We start from the raw sequence: 11827 nt of genomic DNA on the forward strand, positions 1-11827 counted from the left end.
CGCTCTCACATCCGGAAGACGCCGTACGGCCGGGGCTCGGCGAGGGGGGCGTTGGCGCAGGCGGTGAGGGCCAGGCCGAGCGCGGTGCGGGTGTCGAGCGGGTCGATCACGCCGTCGTCCCAGAGGCGGGCGGTGGCGTAGTAGGCGCTGCCCTGGCGTTCGTACTGCTCGCGGACGGGCTTCTTGAAGGCGTCCTCGGCCTCGGCGGGCCACTCCTCGCCCTGCGCCTCGTACTGGTCGCGCCGCACGGTGGCGAGCACGGACGCGGCCTGCTCGCCGCCCATGACGGAGATCTTGGCGCCCGGCCACATCCACAGGAAGCGGGGGGAGTAGGCGCGGCCGCACATCGAGTAGTTGCCCGCGCCGTAGGAGCCGCCGATGACGACGGTCAGCTTCGGGACGCGGGTGCAGGCCACCGCGGTGACCATCTTGGCGCCGTGCTTGGCGATGCCGCCCGCCTCGTACTGGCGGCCGACCATGAAGCCGGTGATGTTCTGCAGGAAGAGGAGGGGGATGCCGCGCTGGTCGCACAGCTCGACGAAGTGCGCGCCCTTGAGCGCGGACTCGGCGAAGAGCACGCCGTTGTTGGCGACGATGCCGACCGGGTGGCCGTGGATCCGGGCGAAGCCGGTGACGAGCGTGGCGCCGTACTCGGCCTTGAACTCGGCGAACCGGCTGCCGTCGACGATCCGGGCGATCACCTCACGCACGTCGTACGGGGTGCGCGGGTCGACCGGCACCGCGCCGTAGAGGCCGGCCGGGTCGACGGCGGGTGCCTCGACGGGTGCGGGCGTCCAGGGTGCGGCGGCCCGCGGGCCGAGCCCGGCGACGATGGTCCGGACGATCGACAGGGCGTGGGCGTCGTCCTCGGCGAGGTGGTCGGTGACGCCCGAGGTGCGGGAGTGCAGGTCGCCGCCGCCGAGCTCCTCGGCGGTCACGACCTCGCCGGTGGCGGCCTTCACCAGCGGCGGGCCGCCGAGGAAGATCGTGCCCTGGTTGCGCACGATCACCGCCTGGTCGCTCATGGCGGGCACGTACGCGCCGCCGGCGGTGCAGGAGCCGAGCACGGCGGCGATCTGCGGGATGCCCGCGCCGGAGAGCCGGGCCTGGTTGTAGAAGATGCGGCCGAAGTGGTCGCGGTCCGGGAAGACCTCGTCCTGCATGGGCAGGAAGGCGCCGCCGGAGTCGACGAGGTAGATGCAGGGCAGCCGGTTCTCCAGGGCCACCTCCTGCGCCCGCAGGTGCTTCTTGACCGTCATCGGGTAGTACGTGCCGCCCTTGACGGTGGCGTCGTTGGCGACGACGACGACCTCGCGGCCCGCGACCCGGCCGATGCCGGCGATCACGCCCGCGGCGGGGGCGGCCCCGTCGTAGAGGCCGTCGGCGGCGAGCGGCGCGAGCTCCAGGAACGGCGAGCCGGGGTCGAGCAGGGTGTCCACGCGGTCGCGCGGGAGCAGTTTGCCGCGGGCGGTGTGCCGGGCCCTGGCCTTGGCCCCGCCGCCCTGGGCGGCGGTGGCGAGCTTCGCGCGCAGCTCGGCGACGAGTGCCCGGTGGGCGGCCTCGTTCGCAAGGTAGGCGGCGGACGCGGGGTCGGCGGCGGACTCCAGCCGGGGGGCCGGTGCTGCGGCCGGGCCGGGCCCGGTGGTGCGCGGGCCGTGGCCGGCGGACGGCCCCGGGTGCGGGCCGCCTGCCGGTCCGGCGACGGATCCAGTGGATGTGAGGACCATCCGGAGAGCTCCCTTGCCCTCGGCGCCGAGCGGGCATGCGGACGGGTGGGTCCACAACCCATGTTAATGAGCGTTAACTCCTGCGGCCAGGTTAACCGTGGATAACCCGGCTGTCTACGATGGGCAGCATGCCGAACGTGCCAGCAGTCTCCGCGCTCCCACGCCGCGACCAGATCCGCAAGGAGGCCGCGCGGCTCTTCGCCGCACGCGGTTTCCTCGGCGTCGGTGTCGACGAGATCGGCAAGGCGGTCGGCATCAGCGGGCCCGGGCTCTACCGGCACTTCTCCGGCAAGGACGCGATGCTCGCCGACCTGCTGGTCGGCATCAGCGAGCGCCTGCTGGAGGAGGGGAGGCGCCGGGCCGGCGAGGCGGGCGGCACGTCCGGGCCGTCCGGCGCGCTCGACGCCCTGATCGGCGGCCACGTCGACTTCGCGCTCGACGACCGCGACCTGATCATCCTGCACGACCGCGAACTGCTCCATCTGAAGGAGGAGGACCGCCGGCGCGTCCGGCGCCTGCAGCGCGGCTACGTCGAGCTCTGGGTGGGCGTCGTCCGCGAGGCCTTCCCGCCGCTGGCCGACCCCGGTGCCGAGCCGCTCGCCCGCGCCGCCGTCCACGCGGTCTTCGGGCTGCTCAACTCCACCCCGCACAGCGCTGCGCCGCACTCGGCGCAGGCCGACCGTTCCGGGCTGCCGCGCGACGCGATGGCCGTGCTGCTGCACAGCCTCGCCCAGGGCGCCTTCGCCGCGGCGGCGGCTTCCGTGGCCACGGCGGCGCCGACCGGGCCGACCGGGCCGACGGGCCGGGCGGGTCAGGCGGGCCCCGACGGGCGGGGCGCGGCGGAGGACGGCCCGGAGGCCCCGACCGCTGCGGCGGCCGAGGGCTGAGGCTCCGAGGGAGCGGTACCGGGAGGGCCGGGGTCCGCATCGCGGTGATGCGGTGGCGCGCGACGACGGCAGTGCGCCGTCCGGGTGCGCCGTGAGCGCTGCTGCGCCGCCGTGCGGCAGGCGGGTTCCGGTGGGCTTAGGGCGAAGGCCGCAGGGCGTCCCGGTCGCCCGCCCGGTGCGCGGGGGCGGGCCGTCGGCGACCCTGGAGGGCAGCGGGAAGGTTCCCCGGCCGTCGGTCGTTGAGCCTGCCGGGCGTCCGTCGAAACGCGATGGACGGTACACGTGCCGAATGGTTAGTATCCCTAAATATGCCTGAGACTCATGGTTCTACTGCGGAGCTGTCCCGGAACGCCGATCCTCAGCGCAACCGGCCGGGCAAGAAGTCCCGCCGCCGCCCGGCGGACGGGGCGCGCGGAGCCCGCACACCCGACGGCACCGCACCCGGCCACGACACCCCGGGCGCGGACGGCGCGGACGGATCCGGCTGGCTCCGCAGGCTCGCCGGCTACTCGTGGCGCTACCGCCGCAACGTCCTGCTCGCCTTCGGCGCCTCGCTCGTCGGCATGGCCGTCAGCACGGTCGTCCCCCTGGTCACCAAACTGATCATCGACGACGTGATCACCGCCCACAGCCGGCCGCTCACCCCGTGGGCGATCGTCCTCCTGCTCGCCGCCGCGGTCGTCTTCCTCTGCGCGCAGATCCGCCGCTACTACGGCGGCCAGCTCGCGCTCGACGTCCAGCACGACCTGCGCGCCGACCTCTTCCGCTCCCTCACCCGGCTGGACGGCCGCCGCCAGGACGGACTCGACACCGGCCAGGTCGTCGGCCGCGCCACCTCGGACCTGCAGCTCATCAACGGCCTGCTCTCCATGCTGCCGATGATGACCGGCTACTTCCTCATGTTCTGCATGTCCCTCGTGGTCATGCTCTGGCTCTCGCTGCCGCTCACCCTCATCGCCCTCGTGATGGCCCCTGCCCTCTGGTGGTGCGCCGCCCTCAGCCGCAAGCGGCTCTTCCCGGCGACCTGGGCCGCCCAGCAGGAGGCCGCGGCCGTCGCCGGGGTCGTCGACGCGGCGGTCGGCGGCGTCCGGGTCGTCAAGGGCTTCGGCCAGGAGGCGCAGGAACGCGGCAAGCTGGAGCGGGTCTCACGCTCCCTCTTCGCGGCCAGGCTCCGGTCGATCCGCCTGAACAGCCGCTACACCCCCGCCATGCAGGCGATCCCCGCCCTCGCCCAGGTCGCCGTGCTCGCCCTCGGCGGCTGGCTGGCCGTCCGCGGCGAGGTGTCGCTCGGCACCTTCGTGGCGTTCTCGACGTACGTTGCCCAGATGACCGGACCCGTCCGGATGCTCGCCATGGTGATCACCGTCGCCCAGCAGGCCCGGGCCGGCGTGGAGCGCGTCCTCCAGCTGATCGACCAGCGCCCGCACGTCGAGGAACGGCCCGGCGCCCACGCCCTCACCCCCGCCGACACCGCGGCCGTCGCCGCCGGCACCGACGCCCTCACCCTCGACCAGGTCGACTTCCACTACGAGGGGCACGACGAGCCCGTCCCCGTCCTCGACGGCCTGAGCCTGCGCCTCGCACCCGGCGAGACCCTCGCCCTGGTCGGCGCGTCCGGCTCCGGCAAGTCGACCGTCGCCCAGCTCGTCCCGCGCTTCTACGACCCGACCGCCGGCACGATCCGGCTGTACGGCCACGACCTGCGCGACCTCACCCTCGACTCGGTGCGCGCCGCCGTCGGCATCGTGCCCGAGGACAGCTTCCTCTTCTCCGAGAGCGTCCGCACCAACATCGCCTACGGCCACCCCGAGGCCACCGAGGCCCAGATCGAGGCCGCCGCCCGGGTCGCCCAGGCCGACGGCTTCATCCGCGAGCTCCCGGACGGCTACGGGACCAAGGTCGGCGAGCAGGGCCTCACCCTCTCCGGCGGCCAGCGCCAGCGGATCGCCCTCGCCCGCGCCATCCTCACCGACCCGCGCGTGCTGCTCCTCGACGACGCCACCTCCGCCGTCGACCCCCAGGTCGAGGCGGAGATCTTCGGCGCGCTCCGCTCCGTGATGGCCGGCCGCACCACGCTGCTGATCGCCCACCGGCGGTCCACCCTGCAGCTCGCCGACCGGATCGCCGTGCTGGAGCGCGGCCGGCTCGTCGACATCGGCACGCACGAGGAACTCGACGCCCGATGTCCCCTCTACCGGGCACTGATCACCGATCCCGACGCGGCCGACCGCACCCCCGCAGACCCTGCCGACCTCGCCGCCGGCCCGGCCACCGGATCCACCGGATCCGCCGACGGCCCCGCACCGGCGGACGGCACCCGGACACCCCCCGCGGCCGCACCCCGCAAGGCCGGCGACGACGCCGAACTCCTCGCCAAGGTCGCCGCCCTCCCGCCCGCGGCCGACACCCCCGACGTCCGGCCCGCCGAGGCCGAGGCCGGCGACCCGAACTTCGGCCTCCGCACCCTGCTGGCGCCCTTCCGGCGCCCGCTCGCCCTCGCCCTGCTGCTCGTCGCCCTGGACACCGCTGCCGGCCTCACCCTCCCGGTGCTGATCCGGCACGGCATCGACGACGGCGTCAGCAAGGCCGCCATGGCCGGAGTCGCCGTGGCCTCGCTCGCGGCACTGGCCGTCGTCCTCGTCGACTGGCTCGTGCAGAGCGCCGAGACCAAGGTCAGCGGCCGCACCGGCGAGCGCGTCCTGTACACCCTGCGGCTGAAGATCTTCGCGCACCTCAACCGGCTCGGCCTCGACTACTACGAGCGCGAGCTCACCGGCCGGATCATGACCCGGATGACCACCGACGTCGACTCGATCTCCACGTTCCTCCAGACCGGCGTCGTCACCGCGGTGGTCAGCCTCCTCACCTTCTTCGGCATCTTCGCCGCCCTGCTCGTGCTCGACGCCGGGCTCGCCGTCGTGGTCTTCGCCGTGCTGCCGGTGCTCGTCGTCGCCACCCTGGTGTTCCGGCGCAAGTCCACCGTCCAGTACCAGATCTCCCGCGACCTGATCTCCACCGTCAACGCCGACCTCCAGGAGAACGTCGCCGGCATGCGGATCGTCCAGGCCTTCCGCCGCCAGGACGTCAACACCGCCCGGTTCGTCGCCCGCGGCCTGGAGTACCGCGACGCCCGCGCCCGGGCCCAGTTCTACATCTCGCTGTACTTCCCGTTCGTCCAGTTCCTGTCGAGCGTCGCCTCCGCCCTGGTGCTGATCGCCGGCGCGTCCCGCGTCGAAGCAGGCACCCTCACGATCGGCGCGCTGGTCGCCTACCTGCTCTACATCGACCTCTTCTTCGCACCCGTCAACCAGCTCTCGCAGGTCTTCGACGGCTACCAGCAGGCGAGCGTCAGCCTCGGCCGCATCCGCGAACTGCTCCGCACCCCGACCAGCACCCCGGAGGCGGAGCCCGGCACGCCGGTCGACCGGCTCGGCGGCGAGATCCGCTTCGAGGACGTCAGCTTCGCCTACAACGGGGACGGCGAGCGCAGGCCCGACGTCCTCACCGGGATCGACCTGCACATCCCGGCAGGCCAGACGGTCGCCCTGGTCGGCGAGACCGGCGCCGGCAAGTCCACCCTCGTGAAGCTCGTCGCCCGGTTCTACGACGCCACCGGGGGGCGCGTCCGCATCGACGGCACCGACGTCACCCGGTACGACCTCGCCGGATACCGCCACCGGCTCGGTGTCGTCCCGCAGGAGGCGTACCTCTTCGCCGGCACCGTCCACGAGGCCATCGCCTACGGCCGGCCCGACGCCACCCGCGCCGAGGTCGAGGCCGCCGCCCGGGCCGTCGGGGCGCACGACATGATCCTCGGCCTGACCGACGGCTACGAACACCGGGTCGCCGCCCGCGGACGCAACCTCTCCGCAGGCCAGCGCCAGCTCGTCGCCCTCGCCCGCGCCGAACTCGTCGACCCCGACATCCTCCTGCTCGACGAGGCCACCGCAGCCCTCGACCTCGCCAGCGAGGCCGCCGTCAACGCGGCCGCCGATCGTCTCTCCGGCGGCCGCACCACCCTCGTCATCGCGCACCGGCTCACCACCGCCGAACGCGCCGACCGGATCGTCGTGCTCGACCGCGGCCGGATCGTCGAGGACGGCACCCACGACGACCTGCTCCTGCGCGGCGGCGTCTACCACCGGCTGTGGCAGGCCTTCGTGGCCGACGGCCGGTCCACGCCGGTCGGCTGAGCCGGAGCACCGCCCGCCCGGGCCCGGGCGGGCGGACTCGCGGGGCGGGGGGGGGCCCCCCCCGGGCCGGGGGGGGCCCCCCCCCCCCCCCGCCCCGCGGGGGGGGGGGGGGGGCGCGGGGGGGGGGGGGGCCCCCCCCGCGGGCCCGGGGCCCCCCCCCCCGCCCCGCAAGTCCGGCAGGGCCGGTCGGCTGGGGTGGCCGGCCGGCCGTGTCTCAGCGAGCCGGTGCGGACAGCAGAGCGGTGAGGAGCGCCGTGGGGTCCGCCGTCCGGGGCAGGCCGCTGACCTGCCCGTCCCCGACCTCGACCACCCGCCACTCCCCGTCGCCGGCCCGCTGCGCGACATCGGTGGTGACGAACCGGCAGCCCAGCGCAGAGACCAGCGGGCGCACCGCCGAAAGATCGGGTGCGGGCACGTCCCCCGGCACGTCCGGGTGCGGGCCCACCAGCACCGGCTCACCGTCCAGCCACCACACCCGGGCCTCCACCGCCTGCGCCGGACCTCCACCGTCCGACCGCTGCACGAAGTCCTCGAAGCGGCGCAGCACCACACCCCCGGCGAGGTCGTCGCCCTGCAGCTCGACGAAGCGCGCCACGACCCGGCAGAGCGCGTCGGCGTCGGTGAGCTCGGGCACGAAGCAGGCCTCGTGCCACTCGTGCTTGCGCGACTTCACGTAGTCCTTGACGACCGCGGGGCCGGAGCCGAGCAGCCGCGCCGCCCCGACGAGGGCAGCGCGGCCCGGGAGGCCTGCCCCGGGCAGCCACCGCGTGGCCGGGGTCGCGCCCGCGAACACCTCGTACCAGCCGGGGAGTTCGTGTGCCCGCGCATAGTCGGCCGGCGAGGTCTGCAGAGTGCCGCCGCGGGCCGCCAGCGCCCCGGCCAGCGCGTGGTACGAGGCCACGCCGACCATCCAGCCGCGGTACCAGAGCGGCCCGCAGCCCTCCGGCAGCAGCCGTACGGCGGCCTCCGCGTCGCCCGCGAGCAGCGCGTCGTGGTCGAGGAGCCGCCAGGTGCCGCCCGCCTCCCGGACCGCCTCGGCCTCCGGCAGGAAGTGCGGGTCCGGGCGGGGCCGCCGGACGGCGAGCGGGTCGAGCGGCAGGAGGACGGCCGGAGAGGTCATGGCGCACAAGGGTAGGTCCGGTGTCCGGGCGCTCGCACGGTGCTCCGCAAACCGTTCGACAGTCACGGGCCCCTGTGCCACGGTGATCCGATGCCGAATCTGCGACGGTTCCTCGGGCGGCGCTCCTCCCACGACGGGGGTTCCGGCCGGCCCCGCACCCCCCGCCGCGCGGCCAGGACCGCGGTGATCGCTCCCGACGGAGCCGTCTTCCTCCTCCGCTCGGACAACAGCGAGGTCGGCGTCCACTGGACGATGCCCGGCGGCGGGCTGGAGGCCGGCGAACTGCCCGTCGACGGCGCCCGCCGCGAGCTGGCCGAGGAGACCGGGTGGACCGACCTCGCCACCGGCCGCCTGCTCTGCACGTGGGAACACGACTTCACCTGGCACGGCATCCCCGTGCGCCAGCACGAGCACATCTTCGTGACGACCGGCCCCCGACGCGATCCGGTCGGCGACGTGAGCGCCGCCCACGCGGTCGACCGCATCCTCGGCTGGCGCTGGTGGACCCCGGCCGACCTCGCCGACCCGGATGCCGACGCCCTGTGGCCCCCGCAGCTCCCGGCCCTGCTGGTCGCCCCCGAGGCCGCACCCGTCCACCTGGGGTACGTGCCCAACGGCAGCCCCAACAGCCGACCGGCCGGCCCGTCGACCTGACCGCGGCCCGGCCCGGTGCGGCCCTGACCGCGGCCTGACCCGGTGCGGTCCTGACCGCGGCCGGTTCGAGCGCGTCTGCCGCGGCCGGCCGTGCGCGTCCGTCAGTCCTGCGGCGGCTCGACGCGCCAGTCGTGCAGCCGTAGGTCGCGGTCGTGCAGGGCGTCGGGGTTGATCACCACGCTGAGGTGCGCGCCGGCCAGTTCGTCGGCGTGCAGCCCGGTCGAGGTGAGGAGCTGTTCCGTCGGCACCGCGACGGCGATGGCCTCCCGCCAGGACGGCAGCACGACCAGGCACGTCCCGGACCGCCGCCGCACCAGTCGCGCCGCGACCCGCACCGCCGGCCCGGGCGCCGCCACGGCCGGCTGTGCCGAGCCGCCGATCAGTATGCCCAGGGGCGGACCGTCGTCGGCCCCGGCCGCGGACTGTCCCGCCGCGGGACCGGGAGCCCGGCGTCCGTCCGGCCGGTCGGCCTGCCGGGGATGGAAGCGCCGCAGCCTCCGCGACGGCGTCGGCCGGCGCACCCTTCGTACGTGCCGTGCACCGGCGCCGTCCTCCGGGCCCGACCCGCCGGAGCCCGCCGGGGTGTCCGTACCGGTGGCCGTGGTCGTGGTCGCGGCCGTGCCTGATGCTGCCGTGCCTGGTGCTGCCGTGGTGAGGGCGTCCGGGCCGGGCCCCGCCGCTGCGCCGGAGAGCGGCGGACCGCCGCCGTTCCGTTCCTCCGCCGACAGGTCGGCACCTGCGGCCACCAGCAGTTGGCGTACCTCCGCCTCCGAGCGGAGGCAGGCTGCCGCCAGCCCGGCCGGCTCGGCCCCGTCCTCGTACGCGCTGCGCAGCCGAACGGCCAGCCCTGCCAGCAGGTTGGCCGTGGTCCGGTCACCGTCGGTCCGTTCGCCGGCGGCCTGGGCAGCCGCGCTGCGGGTGGGGACCGTCCGGATGGGGGCAGCCTGGTCGGTGCCGGTCCGGGCGGAGACCGTCCGACCGTCCGGCGGCCTGTCGAGCGAGGTCATGGGTGCGGACCCTTCCGTCTGCGGCATGAACGATCCTGCCGCACAAGACTCTTGGGAGCCGATTCGGTCCACGATGTGAGGGGTGCGGTGGGGACCGGCGGCCCTGTTCGCCACACCCCTGCCCGGAGTCGGCGGCCGGAAATCGCTCCTGTGGCGTGCCGGGACCGCCCGGCGCCCGGACGCGGACCGCAGCAACGGCCCCACCGGCGAGGGATCGTCCGCCCCGGCGGCGGGGATACCGTGAGCGGGCGAACCAGTCACCCGGGGGAGGACCTGTCGATGAATCAGCTGCCCGACCGCACGGCACACCGGACTGCGCACCGCGTCGTCCCGCCCTCGGACCCCGTCCGCCCCCGCCGCCTCACCGCCGGGGACCGGGTCGCGCTCGTCGCCCCGAGCGGTCCCGTCGCCGCGGACCGCCTCGCCGCGGGCGAGGCCCTGCTCCGCTCGTGGGGTCTGGAGGTCGTCCTCGGCGCGCACGTCCTCGACCGCCACCCCGTGCACGGTTACCTCGCCGGCACCGACCGCGACCGCGCCACCGACTTCGAACGGGCCTGGCTCGATCCCACGGTCTCGGCCGTCATCTGCGCCCGCGGCGGCTACGGCGCCCAGCGCATGGTCGACCTCGTCGACTGGGACGCCCTGCGCGGGGCACCCCCGAAGACCCTGGTCGGCTTCAGCGACGTCACCGTCCTCCACGAGGCCGTCGCGGCCCGGCTGGGGCTGCCCACCCTCTACGGGCCGATGGGCAGTGCGGCGGCCTTCCTGGACGACCCCTCCACCGCCGAACACCTCCGTCGGACCCTGTTCGACCCCGACAGCACGCGGACCCTCACCTCGCGCACCGCAACCGCCCTCGTCCCCGGCCGTGCGACGGGCACCACCGCGGGCGGCTGCGCCGCACTGCTCGCCACCGACCTCGCCACCTCCACCGGCCGCTCCTCGTACGCGGGGACGATCCTGCTCCTGGAGGACGTCAACGAGCAGCCGTACCAGCTCGACCGCACGCTCACCCAGCTGCTGCGCTCGGGCGCCCTCGACGGTGTCGCCGGCATCGCCCTCGGTTCCTGGGACGGCTGCGGACCGCTCGAACGCGTCCGCGAGGTCATGCTCGACCGGCTCGGCCCGCTCGGCGTGCCCGTCCTCTGGGAGCTGGGCTTCGGACACGGGCCCAGCAGCCTCACGGTGCCACTGGGCGTCCGGGCCCTGCTCGACGCGGACGCGGGCACCCTGACCATCGACGAACCGGTCCTCGCCACGCCCGATGCGTGAGTAGGGTGCGGCCATGCACGTTGACGCACCGCACGACCGGATCCCCGACGGCTGCGAAGGGCCGGGCGGCACCGTACCCGGACCGACCGGTCCTCACGAGGCCGGCGCCCCGACCGTGTCCGCGCAGGAACTGCTCACCCGGGCGCTGGGACTGCTCCGCGGGCCGGGCAGCGCCACCGGCCGCACCGTCCTCGGGCTGGCCGGGCCGCCGGCCGCGGGGAAGTCGGCGGTCGCCCGCCACCTGGTGGACGGGATCGTGGCGAGCGAAGGGCCGGGCGCCGCCGCCTACCTCCCGCTCGACGGTTTCCACCTCTCCAACACCCAGCTGGACAGGCTCGGGCTGCGTGCACGGAAGGGCGCCCCGGCGACCTTCGACACCGCCGGATATCTCGCGCTCCTCGGGCGGGTCGTGACGAGCGGTTCCACGACATCTACGCGCCGGATTTCGACCGGGCACTCGACGAGCCCGTCGCGGCGCGGCACGTCATTGCTCCGCACACGCGACTGGTCGTGACCGAGGGCAACTACCTCGCGTCCGCGGACGCACCGTGGTCCGCCGTCCGCGGACTGCTCCGCGAGCTCTGGTACATCGACGCGGAGGACGACGTCCGCCGGAGCCGGCTCGTCGAGCGCCACACGCGGAACGGCCAGGACGGAGAGGCCGCCCACCTGCGGATCGTCACGAACGACCACCCCAACGGCGAGTACGTGAAGGCCTGCCGGGCCGGGTGCCACTGGATCGTCCAGGTCTCCGGTTTGCCTGTGCCGCCCGAAGAGGCGTAGTGTTACCTGGTCGCTCGGCAGGGAGCACCGGACACGCATCTGCGCGGACGGTCCCGGGGCGGCCAATCCTCTGAACCATCACTTCCCGATTCCCGGGCAGGGCCGTGTCTTGTCGCGTCCCTGTGCGAATTCGGCGTGCGCGTTTATATGGGTTGCGGTCGGATTCGCTTTTCGGAGCGGGGAT

General features: G+C 74.9%; 9 protein-coding genes. 6 read left to right on the plus strand and 3 right to left on the minus strand.

Annotation, left to right across the window (positions count from 1 at the left end; translation table 11 throughout):
• Window positions 1-5: 5 nt before the first annotated feature.
• Window positions 6-1727 carry a carboxyl transferase domain-containing protein gene (locus tag SNE206_RS37580; RefSeq protein ID WP_407918079.1) on the minus strand — a complete coding sequence of 574 codons (1722 nt, stop codon included), beginning with the start codon at window positions 1725-1727 and terminating at the stop codon, window positions 6-8.
• 128 nt (window positions 1728-1855) lie between these two features.
• Between SNE206_RS37580 and SNE206_RS37585 the strand changes: the two genes are divergently transcribed.
• On the plus strand, window positions 1856-2614 hold the full coding sequence (locus SNE206_RS37585) for a TetR/AcrR family transcriptional regulator (RefSeq protein ID WP_407918080.1): 759 nt from the start codon (window positions 1856-1858) through the stop codon (window positions 2612-2614).
• 308 nt (window positions 2615-2922) lie between these two features.
• Window positions 2923-6807, plus strand: a complete 3885-nt coding sequence (locus tag SNE206_RS37590) for an ABC transporter transmembrane domain-containing protein (protein WP_407918081.1) — start codon at window positions 2923-2925, stop codon at window positions 6805-6807.
• Between the two features lie 214 nt (window positions 6808-7021).
• Here SNE206_RS37590 and SNE206_RS37595 read toward each other — a convergent pair whose 3' ends face one another.
• The gene (locus tag SNE206_RS37595; protein WP_407918082.1) at window positions 7022-7927 is read right to left on the minus strand and encodes an ATP-grasp domain-containing protein; all 906 of its coding nucleotides are present in this window, start codon (window positions 7925-7927) and stop codon (window positions 7022-7024) included.
• A gap of 90 nt (window positions 7928-8017) precedes the next feature.
• Here SNE206_RS37595 and SNE206_RS37600 point away from each other — a divergent pair, with 90 nt between their 5' ends.
• Window positions 8018-8581 (plus strand): NUDIX domain-containing protein, encoded by a 564-nt coding sequence (locus SNE206_RS37600; protein WP_407918083.1) that lies wholly within the window; start codon window positions 8018-8020, stop codon window positions 8579-8581.
• Window positions 8582-8682: 101 nt separating this feature from the next.
• Here the strand turns inward: SNE206_RS37600 and SNE206_RS37605 are convergent, their stop codons facing one another.
• Complete coding sequence (locus SNE206_RS37605) at window positions 8683-9588, minus strand: hypothetical protein (RefSeq protein ID WP_407918084.1); 906 nt, start codon at window positions 9586-9588, stop codon at window positions 8683-8685.
• Between the two features lie 279 nt (window positions 9589-9867).
• Between SNE206_RS37605 and SNE206_RS37610 the strand changes: the two genes are divergently transcribed.
• The 3 genes from SNE206_RS37610 to SNE206_RS37620 are packed head-to-tail and all read left to right on the plus strand — an operon-like array spanning window position 9868 to window position 11643.
• Window positions 9868-10860: an LD-carboxypeptidase gene (locus SNE206_RS37610; protein WP_407918085.1), complete on the plus strand. Its 993-nt coding sequence runs from the start codon at window positions 9868-9870 to the stop codon at window positions 10858-10860.
• Between the two features lie 13 nt (window positions 10861-10873).
• Window positions 10874-11374, plus strand: a complete 501-nt coding sequence (locus SNE206_RS37615) for a hypothetical protein (protein WP_407918086.1) — start codon at window positions 10874-10876, stop codon at window positions 11372-11374.
• Entirely contained in the window at window positions 11371-11643 is a 273-nt protein-coding gene (locus SNE206_RS37620) for a hypothetical protein (protein WP_407918087.1), read from the plus strand. Before SNE206_RS37615 ends, SNE206_RS37620 begins: the two co-directional genes overlap by 4 nt.
• The last annotated feature ends 184 nt before the right edge of the window (window positions 11644-11827 follow it).

Source organism: Kitasatospora sp. NE20-6 (assembly GCF_045862635.1).

Coding starts and splice junctions, on each gene's coding strand:
- SNE206_RS37580 (WP_407918079.1), bottom strand. CDS start 1,727: ATGGTCCTCACATCCACTGGATCCGTCGCCGGACCGGCAGGCGGCCCG.
- SNE206_RS37610 (WP_407918085.1), top strand. CDS start 9,868: ATGAATCAGCTGCCCGACCGCACGGCACACCGGACTGCGCACCGCGTC.
- SNE206_RS37595 (WP_407918082.1), bottom strand. CDS start 7,927: ATGACCTCTCCGGCCGTCCTCCTGCCGCTCGACCCGCTCGCCGTCCGG.
- SNE206_RS37605 (WP_407918084.1), bottom strand. CDS start 9,588: ATGACCTCGCTCGACAGGCCGCCGGACGGTCGGACGGTCTCCGCCCGG.
- SNE206_RS37585 (WP_407918080.1), top strand. CDS start 1,856: ATGCCGAACGTGCCAGCAGTCTCCGCGCTCCCACGCCGCGACCAGATC.
- SNE206_RS37600 (WP_407918083.1), top strand. CDS start 8,018: ATGCCGAATCTGCGACGGTTCCTCGGGCGGCGCTCCTCCCACGACGGG.
- SNE206_RS37590 (WP_407918081.1), top strand. CDS start 2,923: ATGCCTGAGACTCATGGTTCTACTGCGGAGCTGTCCCGGAACGCCGAT.
- SNE206_RS37615 (WP_407918086.1), top strand. CDS start 10,874: ATGCACGTTGACGCACCGCACGACCGGATCCCCGACGGCTGCGAAGGG.